Annotated in this window: 13 protein-coding genes and 1 pseudogene; 7 read left to right on the plus strand and 7 right to left on the minus strand. The window is 54.1% G+C overall.

Features of this window, described 5'->3' with window-relative positions; translation table 11 throughout:
- Positions 1 to 7 precede the first annotated feature (7 nt).
- From QN378_RS06260 to QN378_RS06280, 5 genes are all read right to left on the minus strand, one after another.
- On the minus strand, positions 8 to 1,111 hold the full coding sequence (locus QN378_RS06260) for a tetratricopeptide repeat protein (protein ID WP_323546195.1): 1,104 nt from the start codon (positions 1,109 to 1,111) through the stop codon (positions 8 to 10).
- A gap of 150 nt (positions 1,112 to 1,261) precedes the next feature.
- A complete protein-coding gene (locus QN378_RS06265; protein ID WP_322203461.1) occupies positions 1,262 to 2,665 on the minus strand; it encodes a TolC family protein in 1,404 nt (467 codons plus the stop codon).
- Positions 2,662 to 5,853 carry an efflux RND transporter permease subunit gene (locus QN378_RS06270; RefSeq protein WP_322203463.1) on the minus strand — a complete coding sequence of 1,064 codons (3,192 nt, stop codon included), beginning with the start codon at positions 5,851 to 5,853 and terminating at the stop codon, positions 2,662 to 2,664. The genes QN378_RS06265 and QN378_RS06270 overlap by 4 nt, the downstream gene beginning before the upstream one ends.
- 10 nt (positions 5,854 to 5,863) lie before the next feature.
- Positions 5,864 to 7,096: a multidrug efflux RND transporter periplasmic adaptor subunit MexE gene (mexE, locus tag QN378_RS06275; RefSeq protein ID WP_322203465.1), complete on the minus strand. Its 1,233-nt coding sequence runs from the start codon at positions 7,094 to 7,096 to the stop codon at positions 5,864 to 5,866.
- 120 nt (positions 7,097 to 7,216) lie between these two features.
- Positions 7,217 to 8,134 carry a LysR family transcriptional regulator gene (locus tag QN378_RS06280; RefSeq protein ID WP_322203466.1) on the minus strand — a complete coding sequence of 306 codons (918 nt, stop codon included), beginning with the start codon at positions 8,132 to 8,134 and terminating at the stop codon, positions 7,217 to 7,219.
- 478 nt (positions 8,135 to 8,612) lie between these two features.
- Here QN378_RS06280 and QN378_RS06285 point away from each other — a divergent pair, with 478 nt between their 5' ends.
- The 5 genes from QN378_RS06285 (at position 8,613) to pgm (ending at position 17,271) form a co-directional block, all read left to right on the plus strand.
- Positions 8,613 to 9,635 carry a zinc-dependent alcohol dehydrogenase family protein gene (locus QN378_RS06285; protein WP_322203468.1) on the plus strand — a complete coding sequence of 341 codons (1,023 nt, stop codon included), beginning with the start codon at positions 8,613 to 8,615 and terminating at the stop codon, positions 9,633 to 9,635.
- Between the two features lie 487 nt (positions 9,636 to 10,122).
- A complete protein-coding gene (locus QN378_RS06290) occupies positions 10,123 to 11,619 on the plus strand; it encodes a hypothetical protein (RefSeq protein ID WP_322203469.1) in 1,497 nt (498 codons plus the stop codon).
- 65 nt (positions 11,620 to 11,684) lie between these two features.
- On the plus strand, positions 11,685 to 13,073 hold the full coding sequence (locus QN378_RS06295; protein WP_322203470.1) for a PLP-dependent aminotransferase family protein: 1,389 nt from the start codon (positions 11,685 to 11,687) through the stop codon (positions 13,071 to 13,073).
- 126 nt (positions 13,074 to 13,199) lie between these two features.
- Positions 13,200 to 15,476: an ATP-dependent DNA helicase gene (locus QN378_RS06300; RefSeq protein WP_322203472.1), complete on the plus strand. Its 2,277-nt coding sequence runs from the start codon at positions 13,200 to 13,202 to the stop codon at positions 15,474 to 15,476.
- A 151-nt stretch (positions 15,477 to 15,627) separates the two neighbouring features.
- The gene (pgm, locus tag QN378_RS06305; RefSeq protein WP_322203474.1) at positions 15,628 to 17,271 is read left to right on the plus strand and encodes a phosphoglucomutase (alpha-D-glucose-1,6-bisphosphate-dependent); all 1,644 of its coding nucleotides are present in this window, start codon (positions 15,628 to 15,630) and stop codon (positions 17,269 to 17,271) included.
- Between the two features lie 65 nt (positions 17,272 to 17,336).
- Here pgm and QN378_RS06310 read toward each other — a convergent pair whose 3' ends face one another.
- Positions 17,337 to 18,032 carry a pirin family protein gene (locus QN378_RS06310; RefSeq protein ID WP_322203476.1) on the minus strand — a complete coding sequence of 232 codons (696 nt, stop codon included), beginning with the start codon at positions 18,030 to 18,032 and terminating at the stop codon, positions 17,337 to 17,339.
- Positions 18,033 to 18,395: 363 nt separating this feature from the next.
- Here QN378_RS06310 and QN378_RS06315 point away from each other — a divergent pair, with 363 nt between their 5' ends.
- A complete protein-coding gene (locus QN378_RS06315) occupies positions 18,396 to 20,792 on the plus strand; it encodes a UvrD-helicase domain-containing protein (RefSeq protein WP_323546458.1) in 2,397 nt (798 codons plus the stop codon).
- Between the two features lie 23 nt (positions 20,793 to 20,815).
- Here QN378_RS06315 and QN378_RS06320 read toward each other — a convergent pair whose 3' ends face one another.
- Positions 20,816 to 21,073 (minus strand): DUF1652 domain-containing protein, encoded by a 258-nt coding sequence (locus QN378_RS06320; protein ID WP_322203478.1) that lies wholly within the window; start codon positions 21,071 to 21,073, stop codon positions 20,816 to 20,818.
- Positions 21,074 to 21,742: 669 nt separating this feature from the next.
- On the opposite strand from QN378_RS06320, the pseudogene QN378_RS23535 reads away from it, so the two are divergent.
- Positions 21,743 to 22,222 (plus strand): annotated as a pseudogene (locus QN378_RS23535) (MCP four helix bundle domain-containing protein); the annotation flags it as partial.
- Between the last annotated feature and the right edge of the window lie 9 nt (positions 22,223 to 22,231).

The raw sequence follows: 22,231 nt of genomic DNA on the forward strand, positions 1-22,231 counted from the left end.
TAGAGCTTTAGAGGCCTTGCTGCAAGACGGGGTCGTCGGGATTCTGTTGCTCAAGTTCTGCGAGCAACACCTGGACCTTTTGCAGTTGACCGCTTTCTTGCCAGTAATGAATCAGGAGCACTCGGCTGCGCCGGTTGGCAGGCTGACGTTGCAAAATGTCCTCAAGTTGCTTCTGCGCAGGCTCCAATTGTTCCAAGCCGTGCAGTGCAACTGCCAAGTCATATCGAAAATCATTGTTTTCTGGGTCAAGCTCAATCGCCTTTGTCAGGCTCAGCAGTGCATATTCGCTTTGCCCATGATCGAGCAACCACATGCCCAACGCGTGTTGCAGCATCGACGACGCGGGATTGTGTTCTAGCAGTTGTCCCAGTAGATGCCTGGCCTTTTCCGCTTGCCCATGCTTGTCAAAAAAACCGATCTGAGCCAGCGCGGCGTCGAGGTTATTGGAATCTAGCGCCAGGGACTGCTCCAATGCCTTGCCTGCCAGCGCTTGATCATCGGTGTGAAGGTACAGCTTGGCCAGCTGCAACTGGTCTTGACTGGTCGTCGGCGTTTCGGCGTTAAGCGCCGTTTTATATTCTTCGACTACCTGTTCCAGCGGGGTGAAGTACAATCCTACTTCGTCCGGTGTGAGACCAAGTAACGCTTTCGCCGCTCTGAATCTGGCCTCCGGTGTTTTTTCATCGAGCAAAGGGCCCAGCAATACGCTGCGCTGGCTTCCAGATACGAGCTTGACGATTGCGTCTATTGCCGCTTGCTGAACGATGGTTTCCTCGCTGTACAACGATGCGTCCACCCACTTCAGTGCCTGTGGGCCAGGAAAATTTGACAGTTCAACTAGCAATCTGGCGCGCCGAACTCCTGATAAATCGGTTCGGGCGAATTGTTGATAGAGCACGCGGGCGGCACCGGGTTTACCGTTGTGAGCCTGCGCCAACGCGCGACCGTAGCTAATAGTGTGGACAGCCGGGGGCGGTACCGAGGGACTACTTTGGAACCAAAGTAAACCTATACCTAAAGCGATAGCCATTGCTGCAATGAAATAGCCAAGAGGCCATCGATGACGCGGTTTCGGCTCGGCGGACGAGCCGCTCAAAGGTGGTTTTGGCATACCAGTTTCCATTTCATAACGGCCTGCAGCTTCTGCGAGTGATTGGCAGCTGTCAAACGGCGATCGCGCAGCTTGGTCTTTAACGTGCCCATATTGTGTTCAAAAAAACGCCTCCTATTAAGGAGGCGGTTTAATGGCGTGATCGAGGCCTTAAGACTGGGGTTGCCAGCCGCCGCCCAATGCCTTGTAAATGGCAACAATCCCACGATAGGTATCGATCTCGCCCAAGGCCTGAGAATCTTCGGCCGCCAGGCGCTCACGTTCGGCATCCAGTAGCACGAGGAAGTCAGCAGTGCCTTCGCGGTACTGAATTGAGGCCAACTCCGCTGCTTTGCGGCTCGATTCACTTTGACGAATTAACGAGATCAGGCGCTCTTGACGCTTGTTGTAGTCGCTGAAAGCATTCTCCGATTCTTCCAACGCCAGCAGCACGTGCTGCTCGTAGTTGGCCAGCGCACCTTCAGCATCGGCGTTAGCGCCTCGAATTCTTGCCTGTACGGTGCGCAAGTCCAGCGCTGGCCAAGTGATACTTGGACCCAGCGACCATGCGCTGGCAGCGGATGAGCCAATCTGCGAACCTCGAGCGGCGGTATAACCGAGAAAGCCGGTTAGGCTGACCCGTGGAAACAGGTCCGCGGTGTTCACGCCGATCTGCGCCGTGGCCGAGGCCAATTGACGCTCAGCTGCACGTACGTCGGGGCGATTGCGCAGTAGTTCGGTGGGGTCACCAATCGGTAAAGCCTTGGCAATCGCTGGCAACTTCGCCGGACTCAAATCGACAGTCATTGACTCCGGGCGCTCCCCGAGCAAGGTGGCAATGCGGTTTTTCTCTCGCACTTGCTCGGCTTGTAGCTGCGGCACCGTTGCTTCAACCGCCGCCAGACGTGCATCGGCGCGCACGACGTCGAGCTCGTTGCCGACCCCGGCGTCACGCAGGCTGACAGTCACAGCACGTGACTCTTGCTGGTTTTTAAGGTTGTCCCGGGCAATCCGCTCACGCAGTTGCGCGCCGCGCAATTGGCCGTAGGCATCCACCAGTTCAGCAGTGATGCTGACCTGAAGCTGAAACAGGTCGGCTTCGCTGGCTTGCTGATCGGCATTAGCCGACTCTATCTGACGCTGAATATGACCAAACAGGTCAATCTCCCAGGCCATATCCAGGCCAGCATCATAGCGCTCTGTGTTGACCCGCTGGGTAGTGGTGCCAGGCCGTTGGCCTTTACCTAATTGGCTACTGACGCCGCTAGTGATAATTGGCATCTGGGCATACGCGACTTGATCACGGATCGCACGGGAAGCTTGCAAGCGAGCAAACGACACGCGCAAATCCCGGTTACCGGTCATTGACTGACTGACCAGTTGATTAAGGATTGGGTCTTCGAACTGCGCCCACCAGACCGACTCAGTGTGAGCCCGGTCATAGTTGCCTTGCGCTACCGAAAGAACTTTGGCAGCAGGCGTCACCGGTGCCTTGTAGTCAGGGCCGACGGCGCACGCCGCCAGCGCGATAACTAAAAGGCTTGGGATAAAAAACTTCACTGTCTTGACGCTCATTGTTGCGTCTCCAACTTCAGGGCTTTGTCAGCTTCGCGAGCCTGTTTACGGGCTGCTTTACGACCTACATAGTTACGAATCAGCACGTAGAACACCGGCGTCAGTAACAAACCAAAGAAGGTCACCCCAAGCATCCCGGAGAACACCGCCACGCCCATGGCATGACGCATTTCAGCACCGGCACCGCTGGAAAGAACCAATGGCACAACACCCATAATGAAAGCGAAAGACGTCATCAGGATCGGGCGCAGACGCAAGCGGCAGGCCTCCAGAACAGCCTCCAACGGCGTTTTGCCTTTCTCTTGCTCGTCTTTGGCGAACTCGACGATAAGGATCGCGTTCTTACACGCCAAGCCCACCAGCACGATCAAACCGATCTGGGTGAAGATGTTGTTGTCGCTACCGGCAATAATTACCCCGGCAATGGCTGAGAGCAGGGTCATCGGTACGATCAGGATTACCGCTAGTGGCAGGCTCCAGCTTTCGTACAAGGCAGCCAACACCAGGAACGCCAGCAGTACGCAGAGTGGGAAGACCAACAGCGCCGTGTTACCCGATAAAATCTGCTGATAGGTCAGGTCGGTCCACTCATAGGTCATGCCGTTAGGCAGTTCTTCTTTCAACAGTTTCTCAATGGCTTCCTGGGCTTGGCCTGAGCTATAGCCCGGTGCAGCGGCGCCGTTGATTTCTGCGGTGATGAAACCGTTGTAGTGTTGAACGCGGTCGGGGCCCGAGGTGTTGCTGACCTTGATAAAGGTCGACAGCGGGATCATTTCACCAAGGTTGTTACGCACTTTCAATTGACCGATCTGCTCACCTTCCTGACGGAACTGTTGCTCGGCCTGGACGTTGACCTGATAAGTACGGCCGAAGCGGTTGAAGTCGTTGGCGTATAGCGAACCCAGGTAGATCTGTAAGGTGTCAAAAATGTCATTGATGGCAACGCCATGGGTCTTGGCTTTTTCACGGTCGATGGCAGCATCGACCTGTGGCACGTTTACCGTGTAGCTGGTAAACAGGGCAGCCAATCCTGGCGTCGTGCGGCTCTTGGTGATGATGTTCTGAGTTTCTTTGTAGAGCGCGTCATAACCCAGATTGCCACGGTCTTCGATCTGCACCCGGAAGCCGCCGATGGTGCCCAAGCCTTGTACCGGTGGTGGTGGGAAGATCGCCATGTAGGCTTCTTGGATCGAACCAAACTTGGCGTTCAGCGCACCGGCAATCGCGCCGGCCGATTCGCTGGCGTCCTTACGTTCGTCAAACGGCTTGAGTGTTACGAACACGATGCCAGCGTTCGGGCTGTTGGTGAAACCGTTGATCGACAGGCCGGGGAACGCCACTGCACTGTCCACGCCTGGCTGCTTGAGCGCAATGTCCGACATGCGTTTAATCACGTCTTCAGTACGGTCAAGACTGGAAGCATCCGGCAATTGCGCGAAGGCCACCAGGTACTGCTTATCCTGGGTAGGTACGAAACCGGTCGGGGTGTTGGCGAAACCGAACCAAGTCAGCACGATCAGGCCGGCATACAGAAACAACGCGATGCCGCTGCTGCGGATGACTCGGCCAACGGTGCCCACATAACCATGGCTGGCTTTGTCGAAGAAGCGGTTGAATGGACGGAACAACCAACTGCCCAACAGCTTGTCGAGCAAGCGAGAGAAGCCATCTTTCGGTGCGTCATGCGCTCTGAGCAATACCGCCGACAGGGCAGGGGATAACGTCAGGGAGTTGAACGCCGAAATCACGGTGGAGATAGCGATGGTCAGGGCGAACTGCTTATAAAACTGACCTGTCAGGCCTGAGATAAAGGCTGCCGGGATAAACACCGCACACAATACCAGCGCGGTGGCGATGATCGGGCCAGTGACTTCACTCATGGCTTTTTTGGTGGCTTCGATCGGACTGAGTCCTAACTCGATATTTCGCTCGACGTTCTCCACCACCACAATCGCGTCATCCACCACGATCCCGATGGCTAGCACCAATCCAAACAGTGACAGTGCGTTGAGCGAGAAGCCAAACAGGTGCATCACGGCAAACGTACCGATCAATGACACCGGTACCGCCACCAATGGAATGATCGACGCACGCCAGGTTTGCAAGAATAGGATAACGACCAGTACCACCAGAATCAGGGCTTCAAACAGGGTATGAACCACTGCTTCGATGGAACCACGGACGAAAATGGTTGGGTCGTAGACGATGGAGAAGTCCATGCCTTCGGGAAAGCTCTTCTTCAGTTCAGCCATTTTTGCCCGAACTTCGTTAGAGATTTCGATGGCGTTGGAGCCAGGGCGCTGAAAGATTGGAATCGCTACTGCGGGTTGATTATTCAGCAGCGAGCGCAGTGCGTATTGGCTGGAGCCGAGTTCTATTCGCGCGATGTCCTTGAGTCGCGTGATTTCACCATTAGGGCCCGCACGGACGATGATGTTCTCGAACTCTTCCTCGGTGACCAAACGGCCTTGGGTGTTAACCGACATCTGGAAGCTGGTGGCATCCGGCGAAGGCGGTGAGCCCAGAGAACCGGCTGCAACTTGACGGTTCTGTTCGCGAATCGCGTTTACTACATCGATGGCAGTCAGATTGCGTGAAGCCGTCTTGTTTGGATCAAGCCATACCCGCAGCGAGTAATCACCCATGCCGAACAGTTGTACGTCACCGACGCCACCCAGTCGCGCCAGTTCATCCTTGATATTGAGGATGGCGTAGTTGGACAGGTAGAGCATGTCGTAACGTTTGTCCGGGGAGGTCAAGTGGACCACCATCGTCAAATCGGGTGAGGCCTTGTCTACGGTGATACCTATGCGCGTCACTTCTACTGGAAGCTTGGGCTCGGTGCGGGTCACACGGTTTTGAACTTGTACCTGTGCGTTATCCAGGTTAGTGCCCAGCGCAAAGGTGATCGTCAACGTGATCTTGCCATCAGCGGTGGACTGCGAGGACATGTACAGCATGTTCTCGACCCCGGTAATAGCTTGTTCCAGAGGAGCAGCAACGGTTTCGCCGATCACTTTGGGGTTAGCGCCAGGGAAGTTGGCACGTACAACCACGGTTGGCGGTACAACTTCCGGATATTCACTGATCGGTAGCTGAAACAGTGAAATGGCCCCTGCGATCAGGATCATCAGCGACAGCACCGCAGCGAAGATCGGTCGCGATATGAAGAATTGAGAGAAATTCATGAGTTATCCCTTAACCGCGTGGGGAAGCGTTGCTTGCCAGTTTGGCTGCTGCTTGCTGGACATTGCTGGCTTCAAGCGCCTCGCGCTGTTTAGCAAGAGCAGCAAGGGTCTCGGCGCTGGCCATCTGAGTGACTTCAGGGTCTACCAGGGTGCCCGGGCGAACGCGCTGCAAGCCCTTGACTACGATGGTGTCGTCTTTGGTCAATCCGCTACGAACGATACGTAAACCTTCGAGTTTTGGACCCAGTTCGACGCTGCGATAAGCCGGCTTGTTATCAGCACCCACCACCAGTACGAATTTTTTACCCAAATCAGTACCAACAGCTTCATCGCTGATCAGCACAGCCGAGTAAGTACCGCTTCCCACTAGTTTGAGGCGGGCGTAGAGCCCCGGCGTAAACTGGCCATCGGCGTTATCAAACACTGCGCGGCCACGGATGGTGCCGGTTTTCGGATTAACCTGGTTGTCGACGAAATTCATCGTGCCTTGGTGGGTGTTGCCTTCCTCATTGGACAGACCAAGGAATACTGGGGTGGCCTGACCGCGCTTACCTTTGCGTGCCAGCTCTTTGTATTTCAGAAAAACACGCTCGTCCGCGTCGAAGTAGGCGTATACCTTGTCGGTGGAAACCACACTGGTCAGCGCTGTTACGTCGGCGGTCACAATGTTGCCGGCGGTTATCTCCGCACGGCTGACGCGGCCACTGATCGGCGACGTCACGCGGGTGAAGCTCAGGTTGAGGCGAGCCAGATCCAGTTGAGCCTGGATGGCATCGACACCGGCTTTAGCTTCTTGAGCGGAGGTATTACGAGTGTCGGCCAGTTCTGCAGAGATAGCGTTACTGCTCAACAGGCGCTGGCCACGTTGCGCTTCATTTCCGGTACGGATCAACGTAGCGCGTGCTTGCGCCAATTGGGCTTCTAGACGATGAACTTCGGAGAGGAATGGGCGAGGATCGATCTGATACAACGTCTCGCCTTTCTTAACCAAAGCACCGTCAGTGAACGAGACCTGATCAATCTGGCCAGAAACCCGTGGGCGGATTTCAACGGTTTCCGGTGCCTCCAAGCGGCCGGTAAATTCGTCCCATTCGTTGACGGGTTGTTCCAGTACCTTGGCAACGGTCACTTTCGCGGCAGCGGGTGCCGCCGCTGCTGCGGGACCGTGTTGACCACACGCGCTGATCATGACCAAGGCCAGTGCAGCAATGGGGTAGCGCAAGTGATTGAATGACTGTGCCATGGGAAAAATCCGCCAATATTCGTTAAGTTGGCGGATTCTGTTCTGGCAGCTGGTATTGCACGAATCGAATGAACCGAAGGTTAATATCATTGAGAATGATGTATGAGTTCCTCCCAGGCTCTAGATCAAGCTATCAGGGTCACCGAAGAACATTTGTATGCGAGAACGTAACCAGCGTTCACCGGGGTCGTTGTCCTGGGAACCACGCCACGCCATGTGCAGCTCAAAAGTACGGGTTTCGATAGGAACATCTTCAGAGCGCACGCCTCCCGCAGCTGTTAGCACTTCAGCCGCATAGTCGGGAACCGTTGCGACGATATCGGTGCCCGCGATCAATGTCGCAAGGCCATTGAATTGCGGCACAGCTAAAACGACATGGCGCTTACGGCCCACTTTCTCCAAATATTCATCGATAAACCCACCCAAGTCGCCGGCAAACGATACCAAAGCATGGGGACGTGCACAGAAATCATCCAGACTCAAGGGTCCGGGTACGGTGTCAGCCCGTAATAACTTGGCTTTACTGCGGCGCAGTACCTTGCGTTTGGCGTTGGCGGGTAGGTCAGTGGTGTAGCTGACTCCGATGGAAATTTCACCTGATGCCAACAGCGCCGGCATCAGAATGTAGTTCACACGACGCACCACTACCACGATACCGGGCGCCTCAGAACGTAAACGTTTGAGCAGTGAGGGCAGTAATGCAAACTCCGCGTCATCGGACAATCCAATGCGAAACACCGTAGTGCTGGTCGCCGGATCAAATTCCGAGGCCCGACTGACAGCCGTCGAGATGGAATCAAGTGCCGGGGAAAGCAGCGCAAATATCTCAACCGCGCGTGCAGTAGGTTCCATGCTGCGGCCGGTGCGCACAAAAAGCGGATCATCGAATAACCCACGCAACCGAGACAGCGCGGCGCTGATTGCCGGTTGTCCGAGGAAAAGCTTTTCTGCGGCACGAGTGACACTTCGCTCATGCATGAGGGTTTCAAACACAATTAGCAAGTTGAGGTCGACGCGACGCAGGTCGTTGCGATTCATAAACAGATGATCTCGGGCCGTTTGTCGATGCGATGGTCTATGCCAACACGGGGCTTGCGATCTTTCTGCTCAGGCCCGCGGCCTGGGTGAGAAATCGCCGAACTGAATAATACGAGGAATCCGTTACTGGGGCATCGAAAAGTTGAACACTGCCGGATTTATCATCATCACCAGTGATAGTTGCCTATAAAAACCCTACCGTTAGGCGTTTGCCCGGAACGCTCTGCGCTGGATATACACCAATCAGAAATGCCGCTGGCTGAGCGAATTTTGCAGGCGGGTTGCATTGTCGCGCCGACATGCTATTCAATGCCCTCAGAAATGGCAGGATTCCAGCGGTTATTTGCCGATGGTTTTGTTGACCTAAAAAAGCTCCAGAATCAATGACAGACATGTCGACTATTAACATCCACTTGTAGTCTTCCCGGATAACCCCGGATAAAGTCATGGCATTAAGGTTCATTAGACGAGGTTCGAAATGTCCCGCACGATCCGTTTTCATCAGTTTGGTCCGGCAGAGGTTCTCAAAATTGAGGAGCACCCTGTCGAGCAACCGGCATCCGGTGAGGTGCAAGTGCGCGTGGAAGCGATCGGCATAAGTTGGTATGACGTTCTATGGCGACAGAATCTAGCGCCCTCGCAGGCTTGTTTGCCCGCCGGGCTTGGTCAGGAAATGGCCGGGGTTGTTTGCGCACTAGGCGACGGCGTCACTGACTTGGCAGTGGGTGACAAAGTGGCGAGTTTTCCAGCAGCCACCGCCAACAAACACCCGGTTTATGGCGAATTGATCGTACTGCCTCGATCAGCGCTGACTCGCTACCCAGAACTGTTGACACCGGTTGAAGCCTGCGTCCATTACACACCGTTCTTGATTGCCTATTTTGCATACGTTGATCTGGCGCGCGTAAAACCGGGACAAACTGCACTTATCACTGATGCAAGCCATTGTGCTGGCCCTGCTTTCGTTCAATTGGGCAAGGCATTAGGTGTCAAAGTAATCGCAGCAGCCAAGACTTCCGCGCAACGTGAATACTTACTGGCCCTTGGGGCTGACAAAGTGATTGTTACTGAAGAACAAGATTTGCTGATCGCCATTAACAAATACACGGATAACCGTGGTGTAGATGTGGTTTTTGATGGTTTGGGCGGTCCGCAGATGTCGATTTTAGGTGATGTTTTGGCTCCACGCGGCAGTTTGATTCTGTATGGATTGCAGGGGGGTAATCAAACCCCCTTTCCGGCCTGCGCTGCATTTCAAAAAAACATCCAGTTTTTTGTCCATTGTCTGGGCAACTTCACCGGAAAACCAGAATTGGGTATTACTCAAGACGAAGCTGCTTTGCAACGTGCGTTGCGTGAAATAAATCAACTGACGGCTGATAGGGTATTACTTCCTCAGGTAACACGATCTTTTGCATTTGATGATGTTATTGCGGCCCACCGCTACATGGACCAATGCCCAACCACCGGGCGAGCGGTATTAGTGATTGGTCCAGCTTAATATTGTGATTTGTGCGGCACCGTCGTTCAGGTGCCGCCAATGACCAAGCCATTACGCTGCAATGCAGCTTTATCTAATTGAAATCTTGTCGTCATTCGACAGAATTCTTTTAGTCTCTACGGTGTAAGAAAATCTGGAAATCACCCCATCCTGTTTGCGCAAGGAGCAGGGGTTATAAAAATAAACAAAAACAGCGGCGCTCCGATTAATAAACGCTTTCCGTATAAACAATAAACACGGGGCGAATAATCGAAAGTTTAATAGTCACTGACCTGCTTTTTCTGAGTTTTCTGTACCTTGTAATCTTTGTGCAAATACCGATAATACTCCGGTAATTATTGCTCAAGGAATGAGTCATGGTCCAACAACAATACCCTTCCAGTCCGTCATCCCGCCCCCAACTTCTCTCCTCTAACATGCGCCGTGGGTGCAGGACGGGCACTCTCTATAGCTTGAAAACTGGTTATTATTGCAACGGTATTGCGCTATGAGTTCTATTCATGAACAGGCAATGAATTACGTTTATCAACAAGTATTGCAGCGGTTGACCAGTTACTTCTCCCGCGCCGAGCGAACAGCTCTGCAATTGTTTATCCAACGTTTAATCGTGTCCGCTGGCGGTGTTGAACGTATCGGCACTTATAAAGTAATGGTTGCATTCAGCGGTGGAAAGGACAGCGCCTACACCGTGGCATTTTTACGTGCCGCTCAATTGAGTATCGCCAACCGGTCGCCAACTACCTTCTCCCTTCGGGTTGCAACCCTGCGCCACGCTGGCATGACGTCGGCGGTGATTGAAAATATTCACCGCAGTTATTCGGCCCTGTTTCTTTATGACGACCCACGTGTCGAAGTGCTGATGGTGGACCAACAACTCGTCAGGCCCTTTAATGTCGAGACCTCATTTTCTGCAGCGGGCCGCGAGCGTAACCGTGCGGATATGTTACTAACCGGCCACATGACGGCTGGCGATGGCCGCGCAACCTTCTGCAATAGTTGTTACCTGGGGCTGGCGGATTTTTTTGGGCGCGCTGCCTGCTGGGGAACCGGCATCGATTCGTTGGTCAGCGGCGATTCTCGCAAGGAGCAAAAACAATACATGGCCTGGGTCATGCGCTTGGCTGAGGGGCTTGAACTTCCTGCCTCGGATTGGCGCAACCAAAGTTTCAACGGCGTGCTTAAAACCGTTAGCGCAGTAGGGCAAGCTTATTATCAAGAGCTCTACGGCGAGGGCGATGAGGCCGGTAGTCGAACTTGGGCTTACCCCAATAAGGCCATTGTTCCCGCGTTCCTCACCCTGTTTGATCTGGTGAGCTGTAATGCCGAGGATCACTGGCCGTTATTGACTGAGTTTCTGAACTTCCGGTTTGACGATCTCTCATTTAATTTCAGTGAGTCAGATTGCGCTAACCCGATGCTGATGGCGCATATGCGCGGCCTGCAGGCCCAGTATGTGAGTGATCTCACTTACCAAGAAGGCGTCAAGCAATACCTGATAATTGCGAAAGCCATGATGCGCAGCAAAAGAATGCCCGAGCAGTTAATTGACCAAGCGATGGCCGCTTATGACAACTCTGCAAAAATTGAGGCGCGGCGGGTGCTTTCAGCGTCCCATGCTTTAGATGCATTTGGCCTGAACGAAGCTCAGCTGGTATGCCTGCTATTCGCCCCCTTTGTCGATTCGGGTTTTTCCCTTGAAGCCTTTCTACGTCGTTGCCATCCCGGGATGCTTGTTGCTTTGCCCGACCTGCACAAAGCCCTCATGGGGTTGCCTGTACCGGAGCACGTTACTCAATGGCTGATCGACATCAGCGGCTTGAGCAAGGTCGGCTTGCAATCGCTGTATGGCAAATCGCGGGTGAATTTTAGTGATTCATCCTCGTTGATTGCGAGGGTTCGTGCAGGCGATCCGGACAAGCGTCGACTCATTACGGTGGATGCCGAAACGGGTGAGCTACTGGCTGAAACAGTGTCCGGGCGCTGAGTGGAATTGATTTCCATAAAGGCCACCCGCCCCCGGTCACCCGCTATCGAGGAGATCTTTTGATCGTGAAAACCGTGCCTCACTTTGCGTATCAGGCGGTGTACCAATACCTCAATCGCCTGATCGACAATGTGCAGTGCGGCACTACGGCCAAATTGCCCTCGTTGCGGCACCTTTCCGGACGCCTGAAAGTTTCAGTTTCCACGGTTCAGTATGCTTACTGCCTGCTAGAAAAGGAGGGCCGGGTGTGCTCGGTACCCAAATCCGGGTATTTCACGCTGCCGCGCGTTGATCGTCACGTCCTCCACAATGGCGGGGATCTGCTGGAGACGTTGTATGCCTATTCCCGGAGCCCTGGCATGCTTGTGCTGAGCCATGACGCCCCGACAGTGCTGTCGTCATTGGAGAATCCGCTGCTGATGGTTGAGCGTGAGTTGATTCGGCATTACCCACGCCGCACCAATCCGTTGTTTCAGCCTTTTGGTGAAATTGAGCTGCGTACTGCGCTGGCGGACCGTTACACCAACTGCGCGGCGCATTTCTGGTGCTCAGAAGATGTCTATGTTGGTGCGGATATGAGCGCGATACTAAAAATGGTCCTCAGCGTATTGGCACTTCGCGGCGGGGTGGTGTTGGTGGAATCACCATGCTCATGGACTATTTTGCGCGTGCTGCAGTCATTCAACATCCGCGTAATCGAGATGCCTCTTGACCGTAACAGCTGCGTCGATCTGGACTGGTTTAAGACCCTTCTCAGTAACAATACTATTGGTTTGGCATTGCTGCCATCACGTGTCAGCACGCTAACCGGGCTGACTGCGGTGGAGAATCGTCGACAACTGGCCGACCTATTGAATCAGTACGGCATATGGGTGCTGGAGAATGATAGTCATGGCGAACTCTGCTTCGATCCATCAGCGAGCCGATTGCGCGATTGGATCAATCCCCAAAAATTGATGGTGTTTTCAGCCTTCGAAAAGATCATCGGGCCGGAAGCACCCTATGGATATTTATTATGTAAATACCTTGGAGCTGAATTACAGCGGCACTTTCTTATTCGCTCATTTCGGCTGTCGCCTATTCGTCAAAAGGCCATCGCCCGACTGTACAGTACCGGTCGTATTGACCCGCACATTACGGGGCTGAAGCGCCTATTGGAGGATCGGATGATGATGATGGCAACGCTACTCAAAGAGCACGTTGGTGGCAACTTGCGATTTAACTTGCCCGCAGGTGGGGCAGGTATCTGGGCCGAAAGCGTTCAGCCGGTGGATATGCGCCAAGTGTTTGATCGTCTTCTCAAACAGCGGATCTCTATTGCGCCCGGCGAAATCTTCAGTCTCCAAGGGTTGCATCAACAAAACCTAAGAATAAGCTTCGCCTTCGACTGGACCGAAGACATCGCTATGGCGTTGGATACGTTAAATCATGCGCTGCGTGTTGAGCGTCTATAGAAAGCAGGTCAAACGAGTCGGGGCATGCCTACGGCCGCCATCGATCCAAATTTATTTGCCAGCATCGGGCGTTAACTGTTATCTGTACGCCTATCCAGTATTGGCAGCAATGGCCGTCTTTCTCCAGTGATCATCAATCCTACCGACGACACTCGCTATACAGTCGCTGTTCGTACCTTGTGCGAGTTCACGGCTAAGGTAGGCGACCTCGACTTGCGCTTTACACCAGCGCCGACGGCTCTGGAAGGTATGGCTGGCCACCGTACGGTCGTGGCGAGACGCGGCGATGGTTATGAATCGGAAATTGCTCTCAGTGGCGAGTACCTGCACCTCAAGGTCCGGGGTAGGGCAGACGGCTATAACCCCGCGTTGAATCAGCTTGAAGAAATCAAGACTTACCGCGGTGACTTGAGTGCCATGCGCGCTAACCATCGGCAATTGCATTGGGCCCAGGCAAAGATGTATGGCTGGCTGCTCTGCCAACAGCTTGAGCTCAATGAAGTCCGCGTCGCACTGGTTTACTTCAACGTCGTCAGCGAGGAAGAAACCACATTTCGCGAACAGCACACGGCGCTTTCACTGCAAACGTTTTTCAACGAGCAGTGCGCAGTGTTTCTGCGTTGGGCGCGTCAGGAAATGGCGCACACTCAGGCGCGCAATGAGTTACTGGGAACGATGGCGTTTCCTCATCCGACGTTTCGGACTGGGCAACGGGCATTGGCCGAATCGGTTTACAAGGCCGTCAGCACCGGGCGCTGCCTGATGGCGCAAGCGCCGACGGGCATTGGTAAGACCGTAGGCACGTTGTTCCCGATGCTCAAAGCTGCCCCCGGACAGAAGCTCGACAAAATATTCTTCCTCACCGCCAAAACCCCAGGCCGCAAGTTGGCGCTGGACGCCTTGAAAGTCATTCGCCACAGCGCACCAGAACTGACCTTGCGCGTGCTGGAAATGGTGGCGCGTGACAAAGCGTGTGAGCACCCGGACAAAGCGTGCAATGGCGATTCCTGCCCGTTGGCCAAAGGTTTTTACGATCGATTACCGGCAGCTCGAAGCGCGGCGTTGACTAACCCTTGGCTCGATCAGGCCGGATTACGTGACGTTGCGCTACAGCATCAAGTCTGCCCGTATTACCTGAGTCAGGAGATGGCACGTTGGGCCGACGTGGTCATCGCCGACTACAACTATTATTTCGACCTCAGCGCCTTGTTGTTCGGGCTCTGCCAGCTCAATCAATGGCAAGTGGCAGTGCTGGTCGACGAAGCGCACAACATGGTTGAACGCTCAAGGCAGATGTACAGCGCCAGCCTCGACCAGCAGAGCCTGAACGCCATTCGACCCAGCGCCCCCACATCGGTGGGAAAAACTCTGGAGCGACTCGACCGCGATTGGAGTGCCCTACATAAAGAGCAGGACTCAGGCTATCAAGCCTACCCGGACACGCCGGGCAGATTTCTGCAAAGCCTAAGCCTGTGCATCGCAGCCATCGGCGATTACTTCAATGAGCACCCGCATGCGGTCGACGGGGTTTTACAGAGCTTCTACTTCGAAGCGATCCAGTTTTCGCGAATCGCCGAGCTGTTTGATGACCACTTCGTCTTCGACATCAATAAACGTGAGCTGAAGGACACCCGCAGCCTGTCGCAATTGAACTTGCGTAACGTAGTGCCGGCGGCGTTTATCCGTCCTCGTCTCACCACCGCGCGCAGTACGGTGTTGTTCTCGGCAACCTTGAGTCCGCGGCATTACTACGCCGACCTGTTAGGGCTGCCACCGAGTACCGCGTGGGTCGATGTCGAGTCACCGTTCTCCCGTGAGCAGTTGGACGTGCGCATCATCAATCAAATTTCAACCCGTTTTGTCCATCGCAAGGCGTCCCTCGCGCCCATCGTCGAATTGATCGCCGAGCAGTTTCTCAAACAACCTGGAAATTACCTGGCGTTCTTCAGCAGCTTCGAATATTTGCAGCAAGTTGCCGACTTAATGCGCGAACGCCATCCACACCTGACCCTATGGCTGCAATCGCGAGGCATGGCGGAAGCTGAACGACAGGCCTTTCTCGATAAATTCACCGTGAGCAGCCAAGGCATTGGTTTCGCCGTATTGGGCGGGGCCTTTGGTGAAGGCATTGACCTGCCGGGCACTCGCTTGATTGGGGCGTTTATCGCGACCTTGGGTCTGGCCCAACTGAACCCGGTCAATGAACAACTTAAGCAGCGCATGTCGGTGCTATTCGGCGCGGGTTACGATTACACCTACCTTTATCCCGGTCTGCAAAAAGTTGTGCAGGCCGCCGGCCGAGTAATTCGAGGGATAGAGGATCGCGGCGTCGTGATGCTAATAGATGACCGATTTGCCGAGCGCAAGGTGCAGAAACTACTCCCCGCATGGTGGCAGTTGTAAATCCCCTCAAGAGCTTGCGGATAGATAGCTAAGCATTGCGGTCAAACTGCCAGTAAACTGCCGCGCCACGACCTGTTTCGTCATTTGTTTATGCGGATTGCGTTTAGCAGGCCCACTCATTTTGTAATGGTTTCATCCATGGAGGTTTCGTATGAGTCTCAGTCCATTTGCCGGCAAACCAGCGCCCGCAGAACTGTTGGTCGATCTTCCACGATTGGTGACGGCCTATTACACCGGCCAGCCTGACGCATCGGTTTCCACCCAGCGCGTTTCTTTCGGTACGTCTGGCCATCGCGGCAGCTCGTTTGAATTGAGCTTCAACGAATGGCATGTGTTGGCAATCAGTCAGGCGATCTGTCTGTACCGACAGGCAAACGGCATTGACGGTCCATTGTTCCTCGGCTTCGACACCCACGCGTTGTCGACCCCGGCCAGCGTCACGGCACTAGAGGTGTTGGCTGCCAATGGCGTGCAGGTCATGATCGCCGAAAACGACGAATACACTCCCACACCAGCGATATCCCACGCCATCATTTGCTACAACCGTGGCCGCACCCATGGGCTTGCGGACGGCATCGTGATCACTCCTTCACACAACCCGCCTGAAAGTGGCGGTTTTAAGTACAACCCGCCCAATGGCGGCCCGGCTGACACTCACATCACTAAGTGGATCGAGGCCAAGGCTAACGAGCTGTTGGCTGAGAAAGTGCTGGGCGTTACGCGGATGACCTATGAAAAAGCCCTCCTCGCTGACACCACTCACCGCCACGATTACCTGAATACCTACGTCGCTGACTTGAAAAATGTGATCGACATGGACGCTATTCGCGGTGCCAACCTGCGTTTGGGTGTTGACCCTCTGGGCGGCGCCGGCGTGCATTACTGGTCGGCCATCGGCGAGCACTACAACCTGAACCTGGAAGTGGTGAATAAAGAAGTCGATCCGACGTTCCGCTTTATGTGTGTCGATTGGGACGGTCGTATTCGGATGGACCCGTCGTCGAGTTTTGCCATGCAAGGCTTGATCGGTCTTAAAGATCGTTTCCAGGTGGCTTTCGCCTGCGACCCGGACCATGACCGCCACGGCATCGTGACTCCGACCGGGGGCTTGCTGGCGCCGAACAACTACCTGGCTGTCAGCATCGATTACCTGTTTCAGAACCGTCCGCAATGGCGCGCCGATGCAGCCATCGGCAAAACCGTGGTCAGCAGCGGCATGATTGATCGCGTGGCCAAACGTTTAGGCCGCCGCTTGTATGAAGTGCCGGTGGGCTTTAAATGGTTTGCTGACGGTTTGTTCGATGGCTCTCTCGGCTTTGGCGGAGAAGAAAGTGCCGGAGCATCGTTCTTGCGCAAAGACGGCAGTGTTTGGACGACGGATAAAGATGGCCTGATCCCAGCGCTGTTGGCCGCAGAAATAACCGCGCGCAAAGGCCGTGACCCGAGCGAAATTTACCATGCGTTGACTGAAGAGCTGGGCGACCCGTTTTCGACCCGGGTCGAAGCCAAGGCTAGTCCGGAGCAAAAAGCATTGCTGGGTAAACTGTCTCCTGGTCAGGTGAAATCTACGGAGCTGGCTGGTGAAACCATTCAGAGCATCCTCAGCCACGCACCAGGGAACGATCAAGCTATTGGCGGTTTGAAAGTTATGACCGAAAACGGCTGGTTTGCGGCACGCCCCTCGGGCACCGAAGATATTTACAAAATCTACGCGGAAAGCTTTCTCGGTGAAGACCACCTCAAACGCTTGGTGGCCGAAGCTCAAGTGCTGGTGGACGCAGCCATCGCGGTTTAAGCGACACGAGCTAGCGCGGATGAAAAGGGACGGCGGATGCCGTCCCTTTTTGCGTTTACACACGATTACGCCACATCCACCAGGATCACTTCGCTGTCCTCAATGGCCGTTACGGTCAAAATACGTTCATGTTCTACCGCCACGCCGTCCCGTGCCACCGCCCGCAGTCCATTGACTTCAACAACACCGGTCGCTGGCACCAAATACGCACGACGGCCTGCATCCAAGCTGTATTCAGCGGTCTCACCCGCCTTCAGGTTGGCCGCTACCAATCGAGCGTCAGCACGAATACGCAAGCTTTGGTCATCGCCAACCTTACCGCTGGCCAGCGTCACGAAACCTTCACGGTCGCCCTTGGGAAAAGGTTTGGCACCCCAGGACGGCGCTGAGCCGGTCTCGTCGGGCACGATCCATATCTGAAAGATCCGGGTCTCTGTGGACTCCTTGTTGTACTCGCTGTGGGCAATTCCGGTGCCTGCGCTCATCACCTGAACATCGCCGGCTTCGGTGCGGCCTTTATTACCAAGGCTGTCTTCGTGGGTGATCGCACCTTCACGCACATAAGTGATGATCTCCATGTCGCGGTGCGGGTGTTTTGGAAACCCGGTGCCTGCCGCAATCACGTCATCATTCCACACCCGCAATTGACCCCAGTTCATGCGTTTAGGGTCGTAATACTCAGCAAACGAGAAATGGTGATGGGCGTTCAGCCAGCCGTGGTCGGCGCCGCCCAAAGTGTTGAAAGGTCTTAATTCGAGCATGGTTATGGCCTCCACAGCAGAACCGGGCTATTGGCATCAGTGCTGCTGAACGTTGGTGTGGATGATGGCAAGCATCATCTATCAACTTACGGTCGTTAAACAGCGTGAATTTCGCACCAAAACAATCTATTAATTCGATTAAATGAATAGGGACTATTGACCTCATCTCTCGACTTTACCTATGGTTGATCCGCTAACGCGCTGATCACAAAGCATTTCACTAGAAGTCGCCGCTAAATGGGACCACCATAGCCGCTCATTAGCTCACAACTGACACCTGGAGCCCGCGTGCCGCATCAATTGCCTGCTGATCTTTCTCCTCCCGATAAACTTCCCTGGACCAAACGCCTGCTGGCGCGACTCATGGGCCGCAGCCTGAGTCAGCTGAGCGCGCAACACGTGCCGTCCTGGTCACAAGGGCATGCCGATGGCTACCTCAACGGCCATGCTCAAGGCATGACTGAAGGTTACGCGGAGGGCCGGCTGGATGGCGAGGAAGAAGGGCGGCAGGTTTTGCTGATCCGCGACACTCGGCCCACCGAACACCGTGGGCCGCGCATTGATGATCACCTGTTTGATGACTGGCGCCTGGCCCTGACGCCGGAGCTGAAAAAACGCATCAAAGCCGATGTGGTGCTGAAGCTTCCACATCAAGTTCAGCCCAGTGCCGCGCAATGGAAGATGATCTTCAGCGATACGCCGTCCACCTATGTAATTGCCGGTGCCGGCGCGGGGAAATCAACGTCGTTGGTATTGCGCATCCTGCTATTGAGCCACTACCTGGGCTTTGAACTCAGTTCGATGACGGTGGTGACCTTCACCCGTGAGTCGCGCAAAGACTTCATTAATAAGCTGATCGAGATTATGGGACTCTGGGGTCACACCCTCAGCGTGAAAGAAGGCCGGGACCTGGTGCGGACTTTTCACTCCCGGATTTTGCCGCTGGTGCGCAGCATGCCGGGTTTCAGTCAATTGCGGGCTTTCGAGAATCTCAGTAACCAAGCGGTGTCGGCAGGCCAGGAAGAAGGCGCAGACAGCAACCCCTTCGATTTGCGAATCAATGACGCCCAACGCCAGCAATTGAACCTGTGCTATCGAGATCTGTACGCGATTAACGAACGGTTTCGGGAGGTCATGGCACAGCTGCTTCGCCACGCCCTGCAACTCAAGGAACTCGACCGTGAGCATCCCGACGTGCAAAAACGCGTCGTTGTGACCGAACTCTCCGCGAAGCGCGACGAAGCGCTGTGCGACACCATTGAAGACCTGTGGATCCACGCCAACGCATGGCCTATAAACGGCATTGAGCCTATGCGTCAAACCGTTGAAATAAATGGCTTTTCGTTTCATTTCCATGGCTACATTGCCGAACTTGACGCCTGGGTGGTGCTCGGGTTTGACCCGTCTGAAAACCAGCAGATGAAGCGGTCGTCGGCAAAGTTGCCGATCTGGGCTGAATGGCTGATCAAGCGCACACTGTTTCAAGCTTTCTGTCGCAAGCCTGTGATATGGCTAGAGAATTACGATGCCGCCACACGCGTTTTACAGTCATTGGCGGGGGCGGCAGTGGCCGGCCCGGGTTTCGACTACAAGGTGAAAGGTGAATTGAGCGCGGCCCCCGTGCTGGATGGATTTGTCGCCGCTGCCAGCTTTATTGAGAACCTGGGCCTGGATGTACCCGCCGCCGTGGCACAGATGAGCTTTGCCGCCAATGACCCGGATCGGTATTTCTTTGAAGCCCTGAGTCTGTTTTGGAAAGCATTCGAAGGGCACCTGCTGGCGCAAACACCACCGGTCATGACCTACAACAGAATGTTTGCCTTGTTCGGCGAGACGTCACCGGAGAATCTCAAACAGATTAGCGATGAGCTGCTGCGGCCGCTGTCGCACTTAATGATCGATGAGTTCCAAGACGTTTCGCCACAAATCGTTTCCTGGATTCGTGCCAGCCTGCGGGAGATACGCAGTCGTGGTCCGGCGCTGCACGTGGGCCGGGTGGCGCAACGTTCGTCGTTACTCTGTGTAGGCGATGATTGGCAGTCGATTTACGGATGGCGCGGCAGTTCTCCAAAATACTTCATGGAGTTCGCCAAGGAGTTCGCATCGCCTGCCACGACAAAGGTGATGCTCATTGATAACTTCCGCAGTCATCAGCACATTATTGACGCCGCTGAGCACATCGTCCGTAGCGCTCCAGCAATTGCCGGCAAAAAAGCCAAGGCGGGTGGCGTGGTTCAAGAACTGTTGCCAGTCACAGTGCTGGACCGTGATGACGACGAACTTACCGAACGTTTGATCCAACATTACAACGACGGGGACTCTATTTTGTTGCTGTACCGGAAAAGTAATGAAAAAGCCAAGTTCTCCGACGCCTTACAGTCGCTGGTTAATTACGATTCTGGGTTACCGGCTGCGTCGCGACGCTTCAAACAATTGACCTATCACAGCTCCAAAGGCTTGCAGGCTGACGCTGTATTTTTACTCGGAGATTGCCAGCATTTGACGCAATCACCGTTCAAAAACCAAGCCTATCGCTTGGCGGGATTGGGTAAGGAGGGCGATGCAGATCCTTTCGATTCCGCCCAGAAGGACGAAATACTGCGACTTGCATACGTTGCCATTACCCGCGCCGTGAGACATTGCTATTGGTATATCGAAAAGAACAGCAGCGCGGGCGCCGCAGACAAAGCGATGATTCCCAAAGCGTCCGACAAAATTACGGGTAACAAGCCTTTTTTCGACGACAGGAGAGAAGGTTAATCTTCAGAAAGCGTGAAGCCGCTTCAGGACACTTTTAACGTCTGAGGGGGTACGAAGAATTCAAGTTCGTACTCAATGGCCTCGATCATGCGCTCGACCTCAGTAACGTCCATGACGGTTGCGCAGGGAATGGCAGCGATCGCAATGATCGTTTCACCTGTGGCGCGATGAAATAGGCGGGCGACCATGCTGCTGGGTGAGTCCATGCTGGCTTCAAACCCGACGGGGTGAAAGTGCCAGCGCATCAGTTGACAGGCATTAGGGAACGTTACTTTGTTCATACGGCCCACCTATTCAATCGAGCAAGTCTCTAGCCCAATGCAAAGGCTACGCATCCGCTGCGCCGATCCGTCAGGTCACTAAAAATAGCACTCCGATAAGCTGGCCGAAACGATTTTTTTGCAGGACTGAAATTACTTTTTCGATTCTATGACGCGGGTCAAATCTCTGACGTTTTCTCATGAGTATTCTTCACTGCAAGCGTCAATAAAAACATTGGCTGTCATTCATATGGGTTGAATTATATTTCTAAGGTTTGTTTTGGCATTCAAATGACTGCTTCTGGCCGCTGGATATTCGTTATGAAAGCACTCCCAATCGATTCGCTCTCCCGGTTAGACCCTTGCGCGGGGTGGCTTAGAACACCTCGGGACGCTCAGGTTTAAGGGCGGAATATAAATCGGTGGCGCGACTCGATAAAAGTCGCTACAAGTAATGTTGTTGGAAAGCTTGAAGTCCGCCGCTCACTGCTTTTTCGTTGTATTTATATCAGCGTGCGCAACACTCATCACGCGATAAACCGTTAGGTTTATGCGGATACATTCAAACGAATAGTCCGCAAGCAATAGAGAGTTAAAAACAACTAGAACGGAACGGGCTCATTAATGACCCGTGCATAAAACGTTTCTGATTTCTTACCTTATCGAGAACTGCCCGTGACAATAAGAAATATGAACATCGCACCACGCGCGTTTCTCGGATTTGCTTTTATAGCTGTATTGCTCATAGGTCTCGGAGTGTTTGCGCTGAACCGCATGACCGTGATTCGCCAGGCGGCCACCGAAATGCAATTCAACATTCTGCCCAGCGTTACGTTGCTCGGTGATGTGACGGAGAACGTACTCCGCCTGCGCGTTACTTCCTTTCGAATGCTGCTCAATCGCGAACCGGCTATGTTACAAGAAAGCACCGGTCGCATTGACGATCTGGTGCGTAAACTGCAACGGTCTAAAACCGACTACGCCGCCTTGCCGATGACTTCCGAGGAGGCTGCTTTATATAAAGCTTTTAGCGCCACGTTAGACAGCTATCTCCATGCCCAAACTCAAATGATAGAACTGTCGCGTGCTGAAAAACTTGAAGAAGCGCGCAGCGTTATCAACTCGCGGATGAAAGCCGATTCAGATTTAATTGGCGATCAACTCAAACAGTTGATCGGC

Source organism: Pseudomonas sp. 10S5 (genome assembly GCF_035019745.1).
In the GTDB taxonomy this organism is placed as follows: domain Bacteria; phylum Pseudomonadota; class Gammaproteobacteria; order Pseudomonadales; family Pseudomonadaceae; genus Aquipseudomonas.